This is a genomic window from uncultured Maricaulis sp., assembly GCF_905480005.1.
Taxonomy (GTDB): domain Bacteria; phylum Pseudomonadota; class Alphaproteobacteria; order Caulobacterales; family Maricaulaceae; genus Maricaulis.
The window spans coordinates 1-20,847 of the sequence record NZ_CAJQOO010000065.1; the positions used below are offsets into that span (position 1 = coordinate 1).

At 62.9% G+C, this 20,847-nt stretch carries 21 protein-coding genes; 13 read left to right on the forward strand and 8 right to left on the reverse strand.

Going from position 1 to position 20,847, the window contains the following annotated elements:
• Window positions 1-1,115: 1,115 nt before the first annotated feature.
• Window positions 1,116-1,508, forward strand: coding sequence for a GFA family protein (locus tag QZ266_RS06995; RefSeq protein WP_295693167.1), 393 nt, complete (start codon window positions 1,116-1,118; stop codon window positions 1,506-1,508).
• Between the two features lie 9 nt (window positions 1,509-1,517).
• On the opposite strand, the gene QZ266_RS07000 is transcribed toward QZ266_RS06995, so the two are convergent.
• Window positions 1,518-2,450 (reverse strand): homocysteine S-methyltransferase family protein, encoded by a 933-nt coding sequence (locus tag QZ266_RS07000; protein ID WP_295693169.1) that lies wholly within the window; start codon window positions 2,448-2,450, stop codon window positions 1,518-1,520.
• Between the two features lie 161 nt (window positions 2,451-2,611).
• Here QZ266_RS07000 and QZ266_RS07005 point away from each other — a divergent pair, with 161 nt between their 5' ends.
• The 5 genes from QZ266_RS07005 to QZ266_RS07025 all read left to right on the forward strand — a co-directional run bounded on the left by QZ266_RS07005 (window position 2,612) and on the right by QZ266_RS07025 (window position 5,961).
• Entirely contained in the window at window positions 2,612-3,064 is a 453-nt protein-coding gene (locus QZ266_RS07005) for a hypothetical protein (RefSeq protein WP_295693171.1), read from the forward strand.
• 135 nt (window positions 3,065-3,199) lie between these two features.
• A complete protein-coding gene (locus tag QZ266_RS07010; RefSeq protein WP_295693174.1) occupies window positions 3,200-3,706 on the forward strand; it encodes a hypothetical protein in 507 nt (168 codons plus the stop codon).
• A 98-nt stretch (window positions 3,707-3,804) separates the two neighbouring features.
• Window positions 3,805-4,269: a hypothetical protein gene (locus QZ266_RS07015; RefSeq protein WP_295693176.1), complete on the forward strand. Its 465-nt coding sequence runs from the start codon at window positions 3,805-3,807 to the stop codon at window positions 4,267-4,269.
• 102 nt (window positions 4,270-4,371) lie between these two features.
• A complete protein-coding gene (locus QZ266_RS07020; protein ID WP_295693178.1) occupies window positions 4,372-5,442 on the forward strand; it encodes a DUF481 domain-containing protein in 1,071 nt (356 codons plus the stop codon).
• A gap of 117 nt (window positions 5,443-5,559) precedes the next feature.
• The gene (locus QZ266_RS07025; RefSeq protein ID WP_295693181.1) at window positions 5,560-5,961 is read left to right on the forward strand and encodes a hypothetical protein; all 402 of its coding nucleotides are present in this window, start codon (window positions 5,560-5,562) and stop codon (window positions 5,959-5,961) included.
• A 13-nt stretch (window positions 5,962-5,974) separates the two neighbouring features.
• On the opposite strand, the gene QZ266_RS07030 is transcribed toward QZ266_RS07025, so the two are convergent.
• Window positions 5,975-6,646 carry a M12 family metallopeptidase gene (locus QZ266_RS07030; protein WP_295693183.1) on the reverse strand — a complete coding sequence of 224 codons (672 nt, stop codon included), beginning with the start codon at window positions 6,644-6,646 and terminating at the stop codon, window positions 5,975-5,977.
• A gap of 16 nt (window positions 6,647-6,662) precedes the next feature.
• A complete protein-coding gene (locus QZ266_RS07035; protein ID WP_295693185.1) occupies window positions 6,663-7,700 on the reverse strand; it encodes a hypothetical protein in 1,038 nt (345 codons plus the stop codon).
• 189 nt (window positions 7,701-7,889) lie between these two features.
• On the opposite strand from QZ266_RS07035, the gene QZ266_RS07040 reads away from it, so the two are divergent.
• The 5 genes from QZ266_RS07040 to QZ266_RS07060 all read left to right on the forward strand — a co-directional run bounded on the left by QZ266_RS07040 (window position 7,890) and on the right by QZ266_RS07060 (window position 12,747).
• Complete coding sequence (locus QZ266_RS07040) at window positions 7,890-8,465, forward strand: sigma-70 family RNA polymerase sigma factor (RefSeq protein WP_295693188.1); 576 nt, start codon at window positions 7,890-7,892, stop codon at window positions 8,463-8,465.
• A 12-nt stretch (window positions 8,466-8,477) separates the two neighbouring features.
• Window positions 8,478-8,867, forward strand: coding sequence for a DUF6768 family protein (locus QZ266_RS07045; protein ID WP_295693191.1), 390 nt, complete (start codon window positions 8,478-8,480; stop codon window positions 8,865-8,867).
• 39 nt (window positions 8,868-8,906) lie between these two features.
• Window positions 8,907-10,568, forward strand: coding sequence for a hypothetical protein (locus tag QZ266_RS07050; RefSeq protein WP_295693194.1), 1,662 nt, complete (start codon window positions 8,907-8,909; stop codon window positions 10,566-10,568).
• A 156-nt stretch (window positions 10,569-10,724) separates the two neighbouring features.
• Window positions 10,725-11,612 carry an RNA polymerase sigma factor RpoH gene (rpoH, locus tag QZ266_RS07055; RefSeq protein ID WP_295693197.1) on the forward strand — a complete coding sequence of 296 codons (888 nt, stop codon included), beginning with the start codon at window positions 10,725-10,727 and terminating at the stop codon, window positions 11,610-11,612.
• Window positions 11,613-11,700: 88 nt separating this feature from the next.
• Window positions 11,701-12,747: a DUF481 domain-containing protein gene (locus QZ266_RS07060; protein ID WP_295693199.1), complete on the forward strand. Its 1,047-nt coding sequence runs from the start codon at window positions 11,701-11,703 to the stop codon at window positions 12,745-12,747.
• Window positions 12,748-12,976: 229 nt separating this feature from the next.
• Here the strand turns inward: QZ266_RS07060 and QZ266_RS07065 are convergent, their stop codons facing one another.
• Entirely contained in the window at window positions 12,977-13,642 is a 666-nt protein-coding gene (locus tag QZ266_RS07065; RefSeq protein ID WP_295693200.1) for a lysoplasmalogenase, read from the reverse strand.
• Between the two features lie 70 nt (window positions 13,643-13,712).
• Here QZ266_RS07065 and QZ266_RS07070 point away from each other — a divergent pair, with 70 nt between their 5' ends.
• Window positions 13,713-14,999, forward strand: coding sequence for an alpha/beta hydrolase-fold protein (locus QZ266_RS07070; RefSeq protein ID WP_295693202.1), 1,287 nt, complete (start codon window positions 13,713-13,715; stop codon window positions 14,997-14,999).
• 1 nt (window position 15,000) lies between these two features.
• Here the strand turns inward: QZ266_RS07070 and QZ266_RS07075 are convergent, their stop codons facing one another.
• Entirely contained in the window at window positions 15,001-16,320 is a 1,320-nt protein-coding gene (locus QZ266_RS07075; protein WP_295693203.1) for a trypsin-like serine protease, read from the reverse strand.
• Window positions 16,321-16,529: 209 nt separating this feature from the next.
• Here QZ266_RS07075 and QZ266_RS07080 point away from each other — a divergent pair, with 209 nt between their 5' ends.
• Entirely contained in the window at window positions 16,530-16,997 is a 468-nt protein-coding gene (locus QZ266_RS07080; RefSeq protein WP_295693205.1) for a hypothetical protein, read from the forward strand.
• A gap of 2 nt (window positions 16,998-16,999) precedes the next feature.
• Here the strand turns inward: QZ266_RS07080 and QZ266_RS07085 are convergent, their stop codons facing one another.
• The 3 genes from QZ266_RS07085 to QZ266_RS07095 form a co-directional block, all read right to left on the reverse strand.
• Entirely contained in the window at window positions 17,000-17,821 is an 822-nt protein-coding gene (locus QZ266_RS07085) for a PhzF family phenazine biosynthesis protein (protein ID WP_295693207.1), read from the reverse strand.
• A 14-nt stretch (window positions 17,822-17,835) separates the two neighbouring features.
• Window positions 17,836-18,672: a thioredoxin family protein gene (locus tag QZ266_RS07090; RefSeq protein ID WP_295693209.1), complete on the reverse strand. Its 837-nt coding sequence runs from the start codon at window positions 18,670-18,672 to the stop codon at window positions 17,836-17,838.
• A 102-nt stretch (window positions 18,673-18,774) separates the two neighbouring features.
• On the reverse strand, window positions 18,775-20,556 hold the full coding sequence (locus QZ266_RS07095) for an ABC transporter ATP-binding protein (protein WP_295693211.1): 1,782 nt from the start codon (window positions 20,554-20,556) through the stop codon (window positions 18,775-18,777).
• Between the last annotated feature and the right edge of the window lie 291 nt (window positions 20,557-20,847).

A 20,847-nucleotide genomic window follows, 5' to 3' on the forward strand; every position in this document is an offset into this window, starting at 1 on the left:
TTTTGAACTGAGAAGGATTATTGTTTCAACACCCCTTGAGAATATTAGAGGGGTTAATCTGCTATTGCATGAGTCATCATACAGGTTCCGAACATGTTGCTGACCAAAGCTCAAGACATTAACAAATTGAGAACTTAGCCCACATAAAATGTGTCCGGGATCTAGATTATATAGTACAAAAGCCTTCATGTCTGCACCCACTATGTTCACAAACACACATCCATGAAATGTTGGAGCTGGTCATGTCAACAGCTGCCTTCAAGGAGTCAAACACACTGCAATAATCAGTCTATACAACTTGATACCTCTGCCCTGATAGTTCATCACCCTAAGTAACTAGAAGAGGGATAAGGTGAATTTCAGCCTCAGACCCTCATCTTGTCATAATACAGAAACTTACAGCAACATACAGTATATAAAGTTTATTAGCAGCAGCAAAGTACAATAAGCAGTGTAAGGGTAAAGTCTGGAGGCTTCATTAGAGCTTTGATGGAGGCTCCCAGCGGGATACAGGACACTGAATATTCAGACTAGGGCAGGTGGAATAAACAAATATACACTGTACTTTATAGGCCCTAGAGCATATAGAGTCTCCAAAATTTCATTGTCAGAGATTTGCAACATTGGCTTTTTTTAGATGAACTTCAGACCAGCAAACATATCTGAATGCTGCCAATGCTGTTTATGGAAACTGAACTGTTTTTGCAACAAATGACAGAATTATAAAAAGGAAACCGTACCATCGCAGACCTCAGATATGGGTAAGAGGACAGTATCAGTCCTAGAACACTAATTGTTGTTGCCGTAAAGAGCTAACTTGGTATATATACTCTCCATAACCCCCTTGAGGTACGCTAGAAGTTAGCTCTGAGATGAAGCTCAAATGAGTGTGTTAGGGCATATTTTGTACAGCTGGATAGGTCGCCTTCATTCATTCAGATCAAATGGATAAAATATGCCATAGCACACTCATTTGAGCTTCATATCAGAGCTAACTTTTACTGTACCTCTGGGGGTAGATGGATAGTATATATACCAAGTTAGCTCTTTATGGGAGCAAAGATGAGACTGCTATGACTGATGATGTCTTTTTTGCCCATATCTGAGGTCTGTGATTGTACGGTTTCCCTTTTATTGGCGGTCCCTATGCCATCAACGCGCTGATCGAGCGGTCCGAGGTCGAGCTGGTTGCCGGCGAACCCGTCAGGCATGAGCAGAAAACGGGCAGTGGCAAGCCGCACGATATCTGGCGTTGCGATGAGTGTGGCAGTGCGGTTTGGAGCGATTATGGCCGGCGCGAGGTTATGGTCTTCATCCGTGTCGCGACGCTTGACGAGCCGGAGCGCTGCCCGCCCGATGTCCATATCTTCACGCGCAGCGCGCTGCCTTTCACCGAGATCCCGGATGATGCGCGGCAGTTTCGGACTTTCTACGACATGCAGGTCGAATGGCCGGCCGCGGCCTTGGCCCGTTTCGACGCGCTGGGCACACGGCGACTGGGAGTTTAGGGCGAGACGCTAGACGCAGGCCTTGCCGATCTGCTCGATATGGCGGTGATCGGTGCCACAACAGCCGCCGAGCACGGTCAGGCTGGGCACGGCTTCGCGCAATTGCCGGTACAGAGCGCCCAGTTCAACCGGGTCACCGGGATCCAGTTCGGTCGCATTGTCCAACGCGGCATGGCTGAGCCGTGAGGCATTGGCACGAATGCCGCCCAGGCGCTGCAGCCAGGGCGCGTCGGTCGCAAGCGCGTCGCGGAAATGGTCGGGATGAGCGCAATTGATCATATAGCTGGCCGGTGAGGCATGGGTGGCGTCGTCAACACGCTGGATCGCCGCGCCCAGACCCTCGCCACTTGGCAGGCGACCATCCGTCTCGGTGGTGAAGCTGAGTGTGCAGGGCAGGCCCGCCGCCCGCGCTGCGAGCGCAATGCCGATGGCTTCGTCTGAATGGGTCAGGGTCTGGGCGGTGAAAGCGTCCGCGCCGGCCGCCTTGAAACTGTCGATTTGCGGGCGGTGATAGGCCTCTGCCTCGGCAGGCCCCGTTTGTTGGTCGGGCTTGTAGGCGTCGCTTTTCGGCCCGACGGAGCCCCAGACCGGCATGACGCTGGACGGGCCTTGATGCCGGTCCCGCAGATCCTGCATGAAGGCGATCCCGTCGCGATTGATGCGATCGAGTGCGGCCGCGTCATAGCCCAGCCTGGCCCCCCAGACCGCGCTGGCCCGCCAGGTCGGGGCGCCAAGGATGAAATCGAGTCCCCGCGCGGTCGCGACACCCAGATTGAGCTCCCAGTATTCGGTCAGCAGGTCGCGCCCTTCGCTTGTTTCCAATAGCGGGAAAGCGGCGAATTCGGGCAGATCGATGCCGCGCTCGAAGATGAGCCAGGTCTCCAGCCCGCTATCGGTGAGGATGGGCCGGGACGGTCGTGGCGGGATGTTCGCTCGGGTCATGTCGTGATTCCAGGGTTTGCAGACGGTCTCGATGTCGGCGGGCTCACCCGGACGGGCGCGACAATCTCCATACCGATAAAGTTCAAGCCAGTTTGCAAGCAGGATTTTAAGCCGGCCGCGCTAGGCAGGAGTCCGGTTCGAAGTCCGGCCAGGGAAAAATCATGACCAAGTTGATCAAAACCGTCGTCGCGGCCGCCCTGTTGATTGTCCCGGGGACCTCCGCATTGGCACTTGCAGACGGGCCGGAAGGCCAGGTTTTCGAAGCGACCGGTGTCGCCAGCTGGGGCGAGTGGCAGCGGTTTGAGGGTGAAACCGCCACGATAAGCTTTGACGGCGGTGGCACTGTCACGGTGAGCGGCGTCACCGACGCGATGGGCAGCGACCCGTTCACGGGCGCCTGGGTCGCGTTTTCCAATGGACGCATTCGCGTGGATCTGGACCTGTTCTGGGTCGATCCTGAAGCGGCGGGCGAAGACGCGCCGGAATGCTATTCCTGGCCTGACTATCCGATTGGCACGCCGATTGAGGATGTCTCCGGAGACTGGGGCTCGGAAGGCACGTGCTGGACGGGCGGTGACGTCTCCGATCGATGGCGGATCGTTCGGGTCGAATAGGTCGCGCCCGGTCCGTAAGGCGGCGCGGCGGACGCGCATCGAGGGCATCCCTAAAATTGTCAGGAAATCTGATCCGGGCCTTTAAGGTGTTTCGGATACACAGTTTTCTGACGTGCTTTAGGACAGGGGGCTCACATGAAGATCATTCGACCGATTGCACTGGCGGCTGGATTGGCCGTGTTGATGCCGGTTGCAGCGATGGCCCAGGAGGCCGGTCAGAATGCTGGCGATGATATCGGTTCGCGCCTCCTCGCCGAATTGACCGGCCAGCTTGATCTGCCCGCGACCAATGATCTGCGCTCGGATTCGCGCCGCACATATGGCCAGACCGGAGCCCAGGGAAGCGACAAGACGACCCCTCCGCTTGCCGGCCCTCCGCTCGCCGGCCCCCCGAACCCGTCCGACCGGATCGCGCAATTGCCCCGATCGGCACCGCAATATCCGCAGACCGAGCGCGTGCAACAGGTCGGTCAGACCCTGCCGCCGCCTCCGCTGCCAAGTCGGGTCCCGGCCCAGAATCCGGTTCCGACCCTCGCCGATCCGAAGGGCGCCGGGACTGTGATGGGGGTCGAGGATCAGGGCGGCAAGCCTGGAGCGGGTCTGGCCCCGTCCGGCTATGCCGTGCCGGTCGGCTTCAACTAGGGCGCGCCGCCCGGGCCGTCAGCGCCGCAGAGTAAGACGCCTATTTTCATGATTTTAAGATGTTTCGCCTACAAGCAGCCAAGCTTGGAGGACGCAATATGAAACAAGTGACGCGATCAGTGGTTATGGCGATGGCTTGTGCCGGTCTTGTCTCGGCGGGCAGCGCCCTGGCGGCGGACGGGCCGGGTGGACAGGTTTTCGAGGCGACCGCATCGGACCAGAATACGGATTTTGCCGGCCAGACCGCGACCATCAGCTTCGGATATGGCGAGGGCGAAGGGATCGACATCACGGTGACAGGCCTGGTCTATCCCACGGGCGAAGTCGCGCCGTCCGGTGGCTGGTACAACGCCAACAATAACGGATCCTTCTCGGTGTTTGTTGAGCGCTTCAACGAAGACCCTGACGAAATGTCCGGCGACAACGCCGCCTATTGCCATGAGTGGCCGGACTATCCGATCGGCGAAAATATCCGCAATGGCACGTCGGAATACGACAGATGGGATTGCTGGCTGGGTGACTCCGGTTATCTGAGCGATTGGGAAATTGTCCGCGTCCAATAGGCGCGACGAGGGCCGGGCGCGGATCACCCGCCGCTGAGCGGGGCCGCCCGTCCCGATGTTTGCACGCTTGCCGTGATCGGCAGTGTTTACCCGGAGATTGAAATGGCGCGATTTGGGTTGGTTACCGGTCTTGCAAGCCTGTGTCTGGGACTTGCCGGTGCGGGCGCGCACGCTGAATTGCCCCAAGCCTACCAGGCCTTGCTGGACGAAGCCGCAGACCGCCAGGGCGATGATGCCCGCTTCCTCGAGACAGCCGACATGGTCTCGGTACTGGTCGATGGCGGCCGGGGCGAAGTCCATGCCTATATCAATGAGCACTTGCCGCATCGCGCCGGCGCGGTGGCCGAATGGCCCATGCCAGCGCCAACACCGGCCCCGGCACCCGCTGCGTCGCCCGAGCCAAACCCGGCGCCGGCTCCGGCGGAACACGAAGAACACCGCAGTCTGGGCGGGGCCCCGGTCGCGCTCAGCGGCGCGCCGGAAGGGTCCGGCGGCTGGCTGGCGGGGTCGATCAGCGCGCTGACGGATGACAGCTGGGCCGGCCACATCCGCGCGGGCGTCCAGCTTGAGCGCGGCAATTCGCAACTGACCGATTTCACCTTTGCCTTTGAGCTCGATCGTGAGCTCGAGGATGGCTGGCGTATCGACAGCCAGTTCGAATACTTCCTCTCCGAGAGTGCGACGCGGACGACGCGGGACAACTGGCTGGTCGAATTGCGCACCACGCGCGAGCTCGACAGCGGGATCGGCTATTATGCCGGCGCTTCCTATGAGCGTGACCTGATCGGGATTTATGAGCGCTCCGCCTTCCTGACTGCCGGTGGAATCTGGCATGCGGTGGACAGCGAGAAGGCCAATTGGGTGCTCCGGGCCGGTGTCGGCCAGCGCTTCCGCGAGGACCGCCTCACCGGCGAGACCCTGACCGACTGGGTCGGTGAGGCGGGCTCCAGCTTTCACTACCAGATATCCGAGACCGCCAGCCTGGGCTCGGAAACCACGGCGTTCGCGGGCGGCGGTTCGCGGGTCGACCAGCGCTTTACCCTGACCAATCGCCTGTTCGGGAATTGGGCGGTCCAGACCGGCCTGCGGATCGAGCATGAGTTCGAGGAACGGCCGGGTTTCGACCCGACCGATACCCGTCTCGACATATCCTTGCTCTGGGCCTTCGATTGAACGCCAGTTCCAGCCCCGGTTGAAGGCGATCGGCGTGAAACCGCCCGTTAAGGCATGGTGTGGGAAAATAAGGCCCTGATACCCGATAAGCCTGATACCCGATAAGGAGGTGTCGTCATGGGCAAGATGTCAACGTCCAGCTATCGCCGCGTCTCGGATCATTTCGAGCCGGACCTGGTCGAGGATCCGGCCGAGCAGAAGAAGCGTCGCGGTCATCTGGAACAGATCGACTACACGATTTTTGCTGCCAATCAGGCGGTGATCGCCAAGACGATCCATCATGTCGGGATCGAGGATTTCCAGAATCTGGCCCTGTCAGCCTCCAAGGCCCGTTCGGCCTGGGTTGATGCAGCCATGTCAGCGGCCCGCTCGCGCTCGCCCCTGACCGCCGAGGAAGTCGCCCGTCTGCAATTATTGCGCTCGGCCTATGATGAGCTCTCCGAAGCTTATGAAGCCATGCGGCGCATGGTCGAACGCGGCTATCTGCAATTCCACAACACCCTGCCGAACAAGGGCTAGCGACGAAGCCGGCCTAGAGCGGCGGATACCAAGCGAGGAATTCGGCACGGTCACCGTCTGACAAGCCGGCGGGCGCGGGGACGGCCCGATCTTGCCAGTCGGAAGGCGCAGCAATCAGGCCGGCTGCGAGTCCATAATGCATGATCGATTTGCGGTCCCATGGATGCAGGCTCTTGCGCGCCATGTCATGGCGGCTGATCACATTGCGGCGGGTATAGGCTTCGGACCATCCTGAGGCGGCGCGGTAGTGATCGATCACGGCGGATTCATGCCAGAGCAGCGGCGTGTTTGGCGTCTGGTGCTCATGCCGAAAGCCGAGCATGTGACCGATTTCGTGGAGGGCTGCGAGCAGGCCGCTGCCATGATCAAGACGGGAGTCGAAATTCATGGTCGGCTCCTTGCTGTTGGTAATGTCGAGCGCTTCGGCGCCCAGCATTGACCAGCGCCCGCGCGAGCGGCTGAACATGACGCGGATCTCGGCCTGTGCGGGATTGTCCACCGGGACAAGTTCCAGCCCGGAACCACCTGCCATCCACATCGCGAGGGCCTGATCGAATACCTCCCGGTCAAGCGCCTTTGCCGCGCGCGCCGACGGTCGCTTGTAGAGATGGTAGCGCAGGGTCGAGCCATTGCGCCACTTCACGCGGTGAGCACCGGAAAGGCCGCAGGCCGAGGCCGTTGTCATGCCGCCCCCATAACGGTCAACCTGCTGCCAGGGCCTGGCATTGGGCGAGGCCGGCGAGGGCAGCCGGGTAGCGGTTGCGCTCCATGAAGGCACGCGCGTCGCCGATCAGAGTGGTGAGGTCGCGCGTGATAATCGCGGCCGAACGATCGGACGGGGCCGCAGCTGCCCGGTCGGGCGCTTGTCCGGCAACGCCACTGGCCTGGGCATCATCACCCGGATTGGTCAGGGCCTGGGCGGCTTCGATAAGGGAGGCGATATTGGGTGCCTGGTTCCGCAATCGGCCGAGCGTGGCGCTGTCGGCCGCTCGCCAGCTTCGCGCGAGTGCGGGAGGAAACTGGTTGAGCGCGGCCCGGCTGGTGCGCACTTCGGAGATGACCGTGCCAGCCAGCGCCATGGCCTGACGGAGTGCCGCCTTGTCCTGATCGGAATCGCCATTGCTCGCGGGCTGGTTTTCCAGACGGACATGGCCTTGTGCCACGAGGGCTTCCAGCTCTTCACGAAAGGTTTGCAGTTCAAGATCATGGTCCAGCCGGAGCCCGCGATACACTTGCTGGCCCGGCGCGGCATAGCAACCCATGGCGCTGGCCCCGTCGGCGTAGGCGTCAAGGAGTTCTGCCTGGTTGAGCCCGTTTCGAAGCACGGTCAGTCCGCCCAGCGTGAGCGCCGTTGCGCCGACATTGTCCTCATGCGCGTCAAATGCGGCAAATCCGGCACCCAGGAAGGCGGCACCAATACTGCCGAGATTGATCGCCCTCTGTTCGCGGGCAATGGCAGTGTAATGCTGGTTGTAGAGCGCCTGGCGGGCCATGATTTCGTTGAGTTGGCAATCCAGATCATCGGCCAAGGCTGTGTCCGGGTCTGTGTAATCGCGTGCCCGGATCTCGAACGCATAGCCGGCTGACGGGTTGGCACTGTCAATCGGGCCGGACACGGTGAGACAATAGCTGGCGCCGTTAAGCGCGGCCGGTGGCGGTGGCGCGGTGAGCGTGCTGCAGCCAGCCAAGGCGAACAGGGCGAGGCCTGTCAGCCCGGTTGCAATCCTTGACATAGGCATGCCTGCTCTCCCGCTTCAACTCAGTGGATAATCGCTCAAATGGCCGGATTTGGCAATGTCAGGTCATTATTTCTTGCTTCACACCCTTTGAATGCGAGTGGTCAAGAAAGGGCCGATTGAACCCTTTCCCCGGTCGTGCGCACCCTTATCCTGAAGGGCCGCCATTTCTGCGGTCCTGATGAGGGCCTCATGACCCGCGACCGCAAACGTGTCCTGTCGGAATTTCTGATCGTCTCGGCGCATGGTGGCGACCGGTCGGCGCTGGACCGTTTGTGCCGGCTCTGGCACGGCGATCTGACACGTCACGCGGCACGTCTGATCGGCGATGGTGAGGCCGCGCGCGATATTTTGCAGGAGGCCTGGTGCGATATCCTGAAAGGCCTTTCCGGCTTGCGTGAGCCGGCCGCCTTCCCGGCCTGGGCCTATCGTATCGTGGCCCGCAAGTGCGCCGCCGAGATCCGGACACGGCAATCCTCGCGGCGCACCGCGGACGGGCTCCGAGCCGAACTGGCTGGCGCGACCGTGGATGGGGAAGGCGAGGCCGAACGCGGCGCCGACACCGGCGCCATCCGGCGCGCCATGACCGATCTGCCGGACGAGCAACGCCTTGCCCTGGCGCTTTATCATCAGGACGGGCTCTCGGTCGCCGAGATCGCCGTCATCACCGAGACACCGGCGGGCACCGTCAAGACCCGCCTCATGCATGCCCGGCGCAAGCTCGCCGTGGCACTCAATCCGGCCATGCCGGACCCTGAAGATTCGTGAAAGGAGATCGCGATGACCACCAAGACCGAAGACCTCGACCGGCTGATCCTGGAAGCCCTCGATGAGGACGATCGCGGCATACTCGCCGAACTGGGCGAGGAGCCGGGCTATTTTGCGCAGGCCTTCGGCCTGTTCAGCGGCAAGCTCGCCTGGGTGATGTGGATCGCCTATATCGTCAACATCATTGGTGCCGGCCTGGCTATCTGGGCGGCCTGGAAGATGTTCCAGACCACTGATCCTGTCATGACGATGCGCTGGGGTATCGCCATTCTGGTCGCCGTCAATGTCGGCCTCTTCATGAAGGGCGGGCTCGGCCTGCAGATGCAGAACAACCGCATCCTGCGCGAACTCAAGCGCGTCGAACTCCAGCTGGCGCGTGCACAGGCGCGGGAAAGCGTGTAAACTGGCCCTGAAGCTGTTCAGGGTTGTGGATTGGTGCTGATGATCAAAATGGTCCTGACAGGATTGGCTTGCGCGGTCTTGATGTCCGCGCAAGCCCCTGCACAGACCGTACGGGAGGCAGCGGACACGCTGGCGGCCCGTTTCGGGTCGGTCCGCGCCGAGATTGATGGCGAGCCGGTTGAAGATGTCCTCCGCGAAGCGCTGGCAGAGTTTGGCGCGCTGGAAGATCCGCCGGATCGAGCAGACCTGATCCGCCGTGTGAGCGGAGATATAAGGGCGCAAATAGACAGCGCTCACGGAGATGGTGACGACGATCTGGCGCTCTTCACTCTGGAGACCTTCCTGCCTTACCTGCTGCCGCATCTCGATATGAGCGAACAGCATGAATGGATGGATCGCTACCTTGCGCTCGCCGGTGCGCAGTTCGAGCGCGATCGCGATGCGGGCCACGGGAGCGGGGCGCCGACTTTTTACGCCGAATTGGTAGCTGCCGGCCTGCACAATGAGGCGCGGACCGTGGCGGACGCCCATATTCGGCAATTGGATCAGCTCGCTGCAGAGCTCAGCGGAGCAGGTCGACTCGCTTTTCTGGCGGAATCCCGACGCCAAGCCAGTCAGATGGCTCGGGATGAAGCCGAGAGCCGGTATCGGGCGGAGGCGGGTGATCTTCTTCTCGCCAATCCAGACGCCTATCTCGGCACGCCCATCCTCGATTGGCACACGGCCTGGGGGCCGGCGGAGCGAGATCTGGTGCGAGCGTTGGTGCAGGGACTGACAGAGGATCGTCTGAAAGATGCGATCTTCCTGCCGTTTCGCGATGAACGTCACATTCTAGCGCTACGCCTCGATGTGGCCGAGGGCGCGGTCTTGCCCGGAGATGCGATCGAACAGGTCTGGCAGCGCGCTTATGCCGAGCGACGCCGCGCCACTGAAGATGCCGCCGACTTGCTCGATGCCATCGTGCGTGACCTCTACGGCGCTGGCGATGCAGATGCGGCCATCGCGTTGCTGGTGACCTATCAAAACCTGATGCTGACGCAGTCCGGCGTCCGTCTGGTCGAGTTGTGGGGTGAGCTGGGCGATTGTGCGCGGGCTCATGCGGCGACGCGCCTTGCCGTGCACGCAGATACGCGCCCGGACCGGGCAGCCTTGATGCTGGCGCGCGGTGAGGATGATGCAGCGTGGGATGAGTGGAGCAATATTGATGCTCATGCCTTGGTTAACACGAATTTGATGCGCCACCAGGAAGGCGGCTGGCGGCCGCGCATGGGGGCGGTGTTATTGGCCTGCGACCGTCCCGGTTTCGCCCGCACGGCACTGGACATCCAGTCTTCGGGCGAAGGGGATGCCTGGCAGCAATTCTTCCACTTAGAAACCAACTGGCTCGCGCTTTGGGCGACGGTCAGGACTGAAGGCGACCGGCGTGCTCTGGAGGCGGCAATCTGGCGCTACCGACCCAGAGTGGATGGCTGGTATGATGAAGACTTCGCGCCGCTCCTGCCGCTGTTGGATATTGATCGCGGGTCCGCATTGAGCGATCGATTGCAGGTCATGATCCTCATGTTGCGCGGCATGCCCGAAACCGACCAGGCGACATGGGCACCAATTTATCGCGCGGTGATTTGGCACAAGGCTGACGAACTGCCCCCCGAGGTTCGCTTGGCCATATTCCTTTTGCTCGCTGGGACCGCCCCCGATTGACCTTTCCCCCATTCACGAATGACAGCCATTCGCATCACAGCGGCGTGAAGGGGTTACATTCGGCGGGCAGGCTCCCCAAATAGGTCTCGGACAAGGCGTGGGGGACGTGCAGATTGCGCATGTCGACAAGCGTCTTGATGGGATAGGATACGTGTCATGGCCAATGCAGTTTCAATGACGCTCTCGCCCGAACAAGGGTTGTCGAGCTATCTGTCAGAGATCCGTCGTTTTCCGATGCTGGAAAAGGACGAGGAATTCATGCTGGGCAAGCGCTGGCGTGAGCATGAGGATGGTGGTGCGGCCGAGAAGCTCGTCACCTCGCACCTGCGGCTCGTGGCCAAGATTGCCATGGGGTATCGCGGCTATGGCCTGCCGATCGCCGAAGTGATCTCCGAAGGCAATGTCGGCCTGATGCAGGCGGTCAAGAAATTCGACCCGGACAAGGGTTTCCGCCTGGCGACCTATGCCATGTGGTGGATCCGCGCCTCGATCCAGGAATATATCCTGCGCTCCTGGTCGCTGGTGAAAATGGGCACGACGGCGGCCCAGAAGAAGCTCTTCTTCAATCTGCGCCGGATGAAAAGCCAGATGCAGGCCCTCGATGAGGGTGACCTCAAGCCGGACCAGGTCGAGGCCATCGCCACCAAGCTGGGCGTCACCAATGATGAGGTGATGTCGATGAATGGCCGCCTGTCCGGGCCCGATGCCTCACTGAACGCGCCCTTGCGCGGCACGGAGGGCGAGGGCCAATGGCAGGACTGGCTGTCCGACGACACGGCCGAGAGCCAGGAAGACGAGCTGGTCGAGAGCGATGAGTTCGAAACCCGCATGCAATTGCTGCAGGCGGCCATGGGCGAGCTCAATGAGCGCGAACAGCACATCCTGCAGGAGCGTCGCCTGTCGGACGAACCCAAGACGCTGGAAGACCTGGCCGGGCATTATGGTGTCAGCCGCGAGCGCATCCGCCAGATTGAGGTGCGCGCGTTCGAGAAGCTGCAAAAGGCCATGAAGTCCATGGCCGCCGAACAAGGTCTGCTCAACTAGCGTCAAGAATACAGAAACCCTGCCTGGGGCATGACTGGACGCGCGTACTCGTCAAAAGTAGGACGATACGTGACGAAAGGACTTGCCCATGCGTTACCTGATCGCCCTGCTTCTGGCAGTGGCTGGCGGATTTGCTTCGCCGGCCGCCGCGGAATTGTCTGATGATTATCGCGTCCTGATCCAGGCCGCCGACCAGACGCAGAGCGATCCGGACTTCCGCAAGACGGTTGAGCTGATTGCCGGCCTCGCCGAGGGCGGCGAGGCGGAAGTCCTCGCCGTCGTTTCCGAGCTCGCGCCGGACCGGCAAGCCCTGCTGGCTGACTGGGTCGAGACTGATGCGGATACGGTCGACACCACGCTGACGGCGAACCCGACAAGCCCACCCGCCGCGCCGATCCGGCTGGAGGTGGACGCCCGGGCGGCCGATGCCGCCTCCGGGCCGGAAGGCTGGTTGCCGGTCAAGAAGCTGGCCGAGGCCATGGCCTGGATCGAGCCGGAAGAATGGTCCGGCCGCTCGCGCTTCGGCGTCACCATCAACACCGGCAATACCGAGCAGACCGACTATAATTTCGCCCTGGAACTCGACCGGGACCTTGAGCGCGGCTGGGGGCTGGACAGCAAGATTGAGTATCATTTCACCGAGAGCGCCGAAATCGTCACGCGAGACAATTGGCTGGTCGAGGTGCGCGGTGAGCGCAATCGGATCGATGCCTGGGGCTATTATCTCGGTGCGACCTATGAACAGGACCGGTTGTCCGGCTACCAGCACTCGGCCTTTGCCACCGCCGGAGCGCTGCACCAGCCCGTCGACAGTGACCGTCTCGCCTGGAATGTGCGGGCGGGTCCCGGCATGCGCTATCGATTGCCCGACGATGGTGACGCCGAGACCGACTGGATCTTCGAGATGGGGTCGATCCTCAATCTTGCCCTGACCGAGACCACGGATTTTGCCGCTGAAATCACCATGCTGGCCGGCCCCGCCTCACGCGCCGACCAGCGCTTCGCCCTGACCACGGCCATTGCCGGGGATTGGGGCATGGAGCTGGCCTACCGGATCAAGCATGAATTCGAGCCGCAGCCGGGCACCCAGCCCACCGACAGCAATCTCAACGTCTCCATCGTCCGCGACTTCTAGCCAGGGCCGGGCGATTGGACCGTTCGCGCGGAGGGCGCCGCCTTCGGCGCCCGGATTTTCGGTCTCGCCAATCCCAGTCCCACTCCCAGGTCCAACTCCAGTTGCAGTTCCAGCTCCAGTTCCGGTGTTGGTTTCTATCCCGACTGGCGTGGTGTCTTGTCGTCCAGGCAGCCTGCATGAGGGTGGTCTGTCACACAGCGGGGCTAATTCGCCGCAACGCGCACCGAAATCAGGTGCCGGGTCGGGTGACCAGTCCCAGTGTGATTGCGGCCTGGCCGAGATAGTAGCAGACCCAGACCACCGGGCCGGCCCAGTCGAGCTCTCCGGCGAAGAGGCGGACGGCCAGCACGCTGTCGGAGACCACGAAGAGCAGGGCGCCGATCATGGCGAGCAGGGGTGAGCGGCCGAGAATGGCCAGCACGGCCATGACCAGGATGATGCCGTTATAGACCGAGGCGGCGATCTGCAATTCGCCGAAATGGGGCTGCAGCCAGTTCATCATGGCCAGACCGGAAAGGGCGACGGCCAGCGCGGCGATCCGGCTCATGCCGCCACGCGGTCCTGCCTCCATGCGCCAGCGGGCAAACAGCCAGATATAGACCAGATGTCCCAGTCCGAAGGCGGCGATGCCGAGTGGCAGGACGCTCTGGTCCAGAGCCAGGAAAACGTCTCCGAGCGCTCCGAGTGCAAGGCCCGCCGCGAGGACGAGATGACCGGCCCGAAACGCGTAGACGGCGAGCAGGGCGACACCGGCCGCCTTGATCACGACATTGGCCGGGAAGGGCGCGGAGAGGCCGAAATCATCAAACAGATAGATCAGGGCAAACAGGCCGGATGCCGCCAGGATCAGGCGTGAAACACGGTCTTTCGGCCAGGCCTGTGTGATCAGTGTCATCTCTGCTCCCCCCAATTCGGTCTGTCACGCTAGACTGGCTTCGATGTGCGGGGAAAGGGGACAGGGCAGAATGTGTGTGCATTTCCGCCGCGTCCTGGTCGCGATGGTTCTGGCTGCGAGTGTGGCCGGGCCAGCCCTCGGCCAGGCCATGGATGCCGAGGATGTCCTGAGAGCGCCGGCCGTGCGGGCGCTCGAGGCGATGCTGCGCGAACGTCCGCATGCGCGCGACGAGGCCTGGCGCAGCCTGTCGGATCCGCGGCTGCCGCGCATGGCGCCGGACCCCCAGGATCCGGACCGGGCCCTTGTTACCTTCGCCTGGCGGGGAGGTCCGACCACGCAGGCGGTACGCCTCGACAGCGTCATCAATGTTGACCGGGCAAGCCAGCCGGTCACCGATTACCGGGCCGACTTCACCCTGCCGATGAGACGCATGGACGGCGCGGATATCTGGACGCTGACCCTGTCCGTGCCGCGTGATGTGCAGGCGGTCTACTCCTTCCTGGTCAGCGATGCCGGCGGAGAACAGCGCTGGTCCGATCCGGCCAACCCGGTGCGTCTGGGTGGCCGCGATGGTGAGTCGCTTTTGCGTCTGGACCGCGCGCCCCGCGCCGATATTCACCGGCCCCTGGCCTTTGACGCCGCCGTTTCGCCGCTCCGCCTGAATGTGGCGAGCGAGGCGCTGCGCCGGGAGGTGAGCGTGGCGGTCTATCGGGCACCCGACGCCGCGCCGGATGCGCCGCTTCTCATTCTCTATGATGCCTTCCTGTGGGGGCAGCGGGCGCCGGTGAGCGATCTCCTGGCCCGCCTTGCCGAGGCGGGAGAGATACCGGCCACCCACCTTGTCCTGATTGATCAACTCGATCCGGTCAGCGCGCGCCGTGCCTATACCGACCAGGCCGTCTTCATCGCCGACGACCTCCTGCCTGCCCTGCGAGCCGAGGCCGGTCTGGCGCCACGGCGCGACACCACGCTTCTGGCCGGCGCGTCGCGACGGGGGTTGTCCGCCAGCCTGACAGCCCTGTCGCGTCCCGATCTGATTGGCGGGGTGATCGCCTTGTCCGGTTCATTCTACTGGGCACCGGAGGGTGAGGCGCCGGAATGGGCGGCCCGCGAGCTCTCCCCCGCGCCGGTCCCGGCCCCGGTCTTCCACCTTGCCGCCGGCCGGTTGGAAACCGTCGTGACGGCGACCAATCGCGGCCATGTCATGCTGGACACCAATCGCGCCATGGCCCGGGCGCTCGACGCGCACGGGTATGAGGCCGAGTTGGTCGTCTATCCCGGCGGTCATGACATTGCCGGCTGGCGCAGCGCGCTGGCCGATGGCCTGGTCGCGCTGCTGGGGTCGGACGGCAATTAGCCTATTTGGGCGGTTTCACCCCGCCCGCCGGGCGTGAGGCGGCGGTCGCGCTGCGGCGACCGGAGGCGAAGTCCTCGAGATAGGGAATCCAGCGGTCCGAACGGGCGGCGATATAGATCATCGGACCGTTGGGATTGGAGCGGAAATTACTGTCCGTCGCGACCACGAAATATTCGTCGCCCTCGCGCACCATGAAGGGGGAGCCGCTATCGCCCCGCGTGGTGTCGCAATCATGGGCCATCGTATTGTCATTCTCGATCGCGACCATGTTGCAACCGATATTGCCGGACAGGTGGGTGCCGGTGTCCCAGCTATAACCGCCTTGATAGAGGTCTGCCTGCATCGCTCCGCGGCGCCCCTCGGTCGCGACCAGGGCCCGCACACCGACAAAGCCCAGCCTGTCGCCCAGGGGCTGGTCGATACGCAGCAGCGCCCAGTCCGTGCCATCGAGATCATCGCCGGACGAGAAGCGTCGGGAATCCCAGTCCGGATCGATCAGGTGATCAATGACCCGCGCCGACAGCGTGCCGCCCGGTCGGCCATAGGCGGTGTGGAAGGTGCCGCGCGAATTCGGGCGACCGTTATCATCAATACAATGCGAGGCGGTGACGAGGATATCCGGTCCGATCAGCGTCGCCGTGCACGCGCCACCCGTGTCAAACTCGACCTGGCCAACCACATTCCAGGGGAAGGTGGTGGTGTCGTGAAAGACGCGGTCATCGCGGCCGAAATAATGATCATTGATGGTCAGCGGACGTTCACGGCCGAAGCAATCGGCCCGGTCCGTGCGTTCGGCGCAGGCGCCATCGCCGATGCCCGGCTCATTGCACACGCCGTCAAAGGCGGTTTCACAGCTGTCATTGCGAAAGCGCAGGTGGATGATGTCGCCGCAATCGGCAAGGTCAGTCGCCTGGCTACAGGCCCCGGTCCCGAAGCCCGGCTCGTCACACTCGCCATCATTGGCCCAGCGGCAACTATTGTCCTCGACGCCTTCAACCAGGCGCCAGCAATCGGAATAATCGGTCCCGACCTGGCAGGCGCCGGTCCCGATGCCGGGGTCATCGCATTCGCCGTCATTGGCCCATTGGCAGCTATCATTGCCGCTATAGCGGGACGTTGGCCGGGTATCGGCACCGGGCTTGGGTGGTTTCACACCGGCCTGGCGCAGCCAGTTGCGGATCTCCCGGCTCGAGAGGCGTTCGTCCTCCGGGGCACCGGCCAGTTCCGGCACGGTATCATGTGCAGGCGGCGACGCGTCCTGGGCGATGGCGGATGAACCCAGTGCCACGGCCAGTGCCGCGATCCAGAAATGATGGCGCATGATCAACTCCTCTGCCCGGAAGTTCCCCGTTTATCGGCCGTTTGTGCGGCGAAACCAAGCGCTTCCCCCGAAGCGATGTGTGCTGGCCATGTAACATTCATGTCGATGACTGGAAGCTGAACATTGTCTTCAAGCCCGGGTCAGCCGGCATCTGTTTGGATGGATAACTGACAGACCGGCCCGTCGCCGGCACTTTGAAGGAGACCATCATGACGATCACCCTGACCCGCCTGACAATGGCCGGACTGGCTCTGGCCGGTTCGGTGTTCGCCACCGGCGCCGCCAGTGCCGGCACCTGGCATCTCAATGCGGCCGCCTGCCCGGACCTGCGTGAAGACCGGTATGACAGCCGACGCGTGACAGGCTATTTCGACCGCCGTGAAGACTGGCGCGACCGTAGCGTCATCGATTGCCCGCCCCAGGCCTGGAATTACGAGCCGGACCGCTATGAGCGCGACCGTCGATATCTGAGCATAGCCGCGCAGCCACGCAGCCCCGGCACAGTCTATGTCGCTGGCAATGGGGGTTATTTCGTCCGCGACTATCGCGGCACAACACGCTGGATCGATGTCCAGATCCATTATCCGCGCGATTTCCGCGGTCGCCGTTTCCTCCCGGGGCATCACAGTTTCCCCATGCCGGGACCGCGGCATCCCCATGACCGGAATCGCTGGTAGTCCTAGACCGTGATCTGCCCGTCCAGATAGCGTGGCGCGTGGCCCAGAAGGGTCACGCGCTCGCCTTTGGGCGCGACCTGCAGCGCCCCCGGCCGCGGCCCGATCTGGCGGGCGCTGAGCCGCATCTTGTCCAGCCGCCCGGACCAGTAGGGTGCCAGCGTGCAATGCGCCGACCCGGTCACCGGGTCCTCGTCGACACCGGAGGCGGGGGCGAAAAAGCGCGAGACGAAATCGCTCTGATCACCCGGTGCGGTGAGGATGATATTGGTATCAAGCGCGCGAAGCTTGGCGTGGTCGGGCTCGGCCCGGCGAACGGCGGCCTCGTCAGCGATCACCCACATCTGATAGTGCGCGCCGTGGATCCGGGTGACGTCGAATACGGCCTCCGGCGCGGCGTCGAGACCGAGGGCGGCGCTCAGCGCGTCTGACCGCCGGGCCGGTTCAAAGCCGATGCCGGGCAGGTCCATGGCATAGCCATCGCCCTGATTGTCCCGGCTCACAGCCAGTCGGCCGGACCGGGTCTCGAAACGCGCGGTCCGCCCCTTTGCGAGCCCCTCCTCGAGCACGATGGCGCCAGCCGCAAATGTGGCATGGCCGCACAGATCCACCTCAACCGCCGGCGTGAACCAGCGCAGATGCCAGACATCCTCGGCCTGCGGGACCAGAAAGGCGGTTTCGGAGAGATTGTTGGAATTGGCGATGCCCAGCAGCTCGCTGTCGGACAGGAAGTCTTCCATCAGGACGACGCCGGCCGGATTGCCGGTATGGGGCTGGCCGGGAATGGCGAAACTGTGGACTTCGTAATAGGGCAGGCGGGCGGACATGGCGGCTGTGTCTCCTACCAGCGTTCGCTCTGATGAGGGCGAAAGCGCAGGGCGAGATCGGGATTCTCGGCATCGAGCGCGGCGATGGTCTCGACCGTGAAAGCCTCACCTTCGGCGCGCGCATTCAGCGCACCAATCATCATCGCCCGGGCTTCCTGACGCAATTGCGCGACATCGCGTGGCAGGTTGCGGCGCCATTGTTCGACCTCGCGATCGAGGTCGCGATAAGTCTCCGGCCGGTCCGCCTCATCGGCGAGGCGCCATGCGCCGACATCCCGATAGGCAGCGGCGAGGCGATCGCCCTCTTCTTCTTCAAAGATATCGATCTCGATCATCATCGATTGGTAGACCAGCGAACTTTCGACCAGACCGCCGGTGGCCGGGACGGCATCGGCCCAGCGGACAAACCAGGCGCGGGCCTCCTCGATCGGCGTGGAATAGGCCGAGCCCCAGACATTGCGCTCAGCACGATTGAGGAGGGTCTCGTCGGCCGGATCAATCACGAAGACGGTTGGGGTGGCATAGATCGCCGCGACGCCGAAACGGCGCATGACATCGTGGTTCTGGTCGCGCCACCCGACATCGATGAAGCGGGTCACGTAATGGGCTTCAAGCGTGGCAGCCAGTTCCGCATCCTCGAAATGATGCGCCAGGCCTCGGCTGTCATGACACCAGTTTGCGCCCAGAACGAGGATGAGGCGCTTGTCCGCGGCCAGCGCTTCGGCGAGCGCGGCATCGACCACATCCATCGCTTCAAAATTCCCGTCGAAGGGACGCGGGTGCTCATCATCCGCCCGGGCGGGGCCGGCGACAATCAGGATCAGGACGGTGAACAGGGCGGCCAGACGCATGACAGGACTTCCTCGGTTTTGACGATGGTCAGTCAAGCATGATCGCGCGCGCCGGAACAGACGGACGCGCTGCATCCGCCTGTTCCTGTCGCGATTGTGATCCTAGCCGGCTGCCAGGGCAGCCAGCCGGGCATAGAGGCCGGCATCATTGGCCGCCAGCTCGTCATGCGTGCCCTGCTCGACGATGCGGCCCTGATCAAAGACCAGGATGCGGTCGGCATTCCGGATGGTCGACAGGCGGTGGGCAATCAGGATGGTCGTGCGACCTTCCATCACCGCTTCCATCGCCGCCTGCACATCGCGCTCGGTCTCATTGTCGAGGCTGGATGTGGCCTCGTCGAGAATGAGAATGGGCGCATCGGTGAGGATGGCCCGCGCGATCGCGACCCGCTGACGCTCGCCCCCGGACAGTTTGACACCGCGCTCGCCAACCAGCGTGTCAAAGCCTTGCGGCAGGCGGTCGATGAAGGCCTCGGCATGGGCCGCCTTCGCCGCGGCCATGATATCGGCCTGCGTCGCATCGGGCGCTCCATAGGCGATATTGTCGGCGATCGACCGGTGGAAGAGGGCCGGGTCCTGGGGCACCAGCGCCACATTGCGGCGCAGGCTTTCCTGGGTCACCGAGCGCACATCCTGCCCGTCAATCTGCACCGCGCCCTCGGTGACATCATAAAGGCGCTGGACCAGTTTGACGAAGGTCGACTTTCCCGAACCGGTCGGACCGACCAGGGCCACCGTCTCGCCCGGTGCAATATCGAGCGAGAAGTCGCTGTAGAGTGGCCGCGCCTGGCCGGCATAGGTGAAGCCGACCGCGTCGAAACGGATCGCCCCGCGCTGTCGCTGGAAGTCGGGCGCGCCCTCGCGATCATCGACATCGCTTTCCTGCAGGTCGAAGACGGCAAGATCCTGGATCTCGTCCATGCCGCGCTGGACCTGCTGCACCTGTTCACCGAAGCGGCGCATATAGCCGGACACGATCATGTAGGCGGTCAGCGCCGCCACCACATCGCCGGCCGAGGCCGCACCGCGCGACCATTGCCAGACCAGCAGGCCGACCAGGGCCGCCTGCATGGTCAGATCGGTGACGATATTGACCAGCCAGGAATTCACGAACCGGCCCCAGGTCTTCTTGGTTTCGGTGCGCCAGCGCCAGGCCAGCTCGTGGAAACGGGCATCCTCGCGACCTTCGGCGCCGAAACTCTTCACCGTGGCGACGCCGCCAATGGCATCCGCCAGCGCTCCGCCGATCTCGCTGTCGAGCGCGTTCGACCGGATATTCTGCGGCCGGATATAATAGCGGCTCAGGAGCAGGGACGAGGTCACGAAACAGGCCATCACGAGGAAGACCACACCGCCGACCAGCGGCCAGCGCAGGGCCATCATGGCGGCAATGCCCAGCATCACTCCGATTGACGGCGCGATCCCCATGAAGATGTGCACGGTGATATTGTCATAGGCCCACATGCCGCGCGTGATCTTGCGGACCACCGAGCCGGCGAAGGTATTGGCGTGCCAGTCCAGCGAGAAGCGCTGGACGCGCGAGAAGGCGTGCGTGGTCAGATCGGCCATATTGGCCGAGGAGAAGGGCACTTCGCAGCGCGAGGCCGCCTGGCGCAGGGCATAGTAGATCAGCGCCGCACCCAGATAGACCGCGAAGGCCGGCCAGGGCGCGCCCTCTTCGGGACCGGCAGCGAGGGCATCGATCAGCCCGCCGGCAGCGAGCGGTATCATCAGCTCGGCAATCGTGGCCAGCACCATGAAGGCGATCATCCCGGTCAGAAGGACGGGGCGACGCCCCCACTGGCGGCACAGATAGGCGAGCACCTGCAAATTGGACAAATTGCGGGCGCGGGGCGTTTCATCGTGGTTTTGAAAGTCGGACATCTCAGCAGCAGACCCGGTGGCAGCGGCGCTGCGGGGTCCGTCCTCATGGCAATCATCATCTGGAAGACAGGCAAGTGACGCAGCGGAGTCCCGAAGGCGGCGACCGGGTTGCGGTCGAAGCGTATTCAGGGTCAGGCAGCGCGCCGGCTACCTGTTTTGCCTAGATGATGGTTCGCATGGATCTGCTCACTTGTGCCGATTGATCCGGGAGGCGGTGGGTAGCCCGACCGGGCGGGCAGGGCAAGTATGCCGCCGCCGGGTTTCGCGTTTGAGGCGATAAGTGTGGCGTTG

Excerpts from the sequence above, each read along its gene's own strand:
- QZ266_RS07000 (WP_295693169.1), bottom strand. The coding sequence starts at position 2,450 with ATGACCCGAGCGAACATCCCGCCACGACCGTCCCGGCCCATCCTCACC.
- QZ266_RS07005 (WP_295693171.1), top strand. The coding sequence starts at position 2,612 with ATGACCAAGTTGATCAAAACCGTCGTCGCGGCCGCCCTGTTGATTGTC.
- QZ266_RS07010 (WP_295693174.1), top strand. The coding sequence starts at position 3,200 with ATGAAGATCATTCGACCGATTGCACTGGCGGCTGGATTGGCCGTGTTG.
- QZ266_RS07015 (WP_295693176.1), top strand. The coding sequence starts at position 3,805 with ATGAAACAAGTGACGCGATCAGTGGTTATGGCGATGGCTTGTGCCGGT.
- QZ266_RS07020 (WP_295693178.1), top strand. The coding sequence starts at position 4,372 with ATGGCGCGATTTGGGTTGGTTACCGGTCTTGCAAGCCTGTGTCTGGGA.
- QZ266_RS07025 (WP_295693181.1), top strand. The coding sequence starts at position 5,560 with ATGGGCAAGATGTCAACGTCCAGCTATCGCCGCGTCTCGGATCATTTC.
- QZ266_RS07030 (WP_295693183.1), bottom strand. The coding sequence starts at position 6,646 with ATGACAACGGCCTCGGCCTGCGGCCTTTCCGGTGCTCACCGCGTGAAG.
- QZ266_RS07035 (WP_295693185.1), bottom strand. The coding sequence starts at position 7,700 with ATGCCTATGTCAAGGATTGCAACCGGGCTGACAGGCCTCGCCCTGTTC.
- QZ266_RS07040 (WP_295693188.1), top strand. The coding sequence starts at position 7,890 with ATGACCCGCGACCGCAAACGTGTCCTGTCGGAATTTCTGATCGTCTCG.
- QZ266_RS07045 (WP_295693191.1), top strand. The coding sequence starts at position 8,478 with ATGACCACCAAGACCGAAGACCTCGACCGGCTGATCCTGGAAGCCCTC.
- QZ266_RS07050 (WP_295693194.1), top strand. The coding sequence starts at position 8,907 with ATGATCAAAATGGTCCTGACAGGATTGGCTTGCGCGGTCTTGATGTCC.
- rpoH (WP_295693197.1), top strand. The coding sequence starts at position 10,725 with ATGGCCAATGCAGTTTCAATGACGCTCTCGCCCGAACAAGGGTTGTCG.
- QZ266_RS07060 (WP_295693199.1), top strand. The coding sequence starts at position 11,701 with ATGCGTTACCTGATCGCCCTGCTTCTGGCAGTGGCTGGCGGATTTGCT.
- QZ266_RS07065 (WP_295693200.1), bottom strand. The coding sequence starts at position 13,642 with ATGACACTGATCACACAGGCCTGGCCGAAAGACCGTGTTTCACGCCTG.
- QZ266_RS07070 (WP_295693202.1), top strand. The coding sequence starts at position 13,713 with ATGTGTGTGCATTTCCGCCGCGTCCTGGTCGCGATGGTTCTGGCTGCG.
- QZ266_RS07075 (WP_295693203.1), bottom strand. The coding sequence starts at position 16,320 with ATGCGCCATCATTTCTGGATCGCGGCACTGGCCGTGGCACTGGGTTCA.
- QZ266_RS07080 (WP_295693205.1), top strand. The coding sequence starts at position 16,530 with ATGACGATCACCCTGACCCGCCTGACAATGGCCGGACTGGCTCTGGCC.
- QZ266_RS07085 (WP_295693207.1), bottom strand. The coding sequence starts at position 17,821 with ATGTCCGCCCGCCTGCCCTATTACGAAGTCCACAGTTTCGCCATTCCC.
- QZ266_RS07090 (WP_295693209.1), bottom strand. The coding sequence starts at position 18,672 with ATGCGTCTGGCCGCCCTGTTCACCGTCCTGATCCTGATTGTCGCCGGC.
- QZ266_RS07095 (WP_295693211.1), bottom strand. The coding sequence starts at position 20,556 with ATGTCCGACTTTCAAAACCACGATGAAACGCCCCGCGCCCGCAATTTG.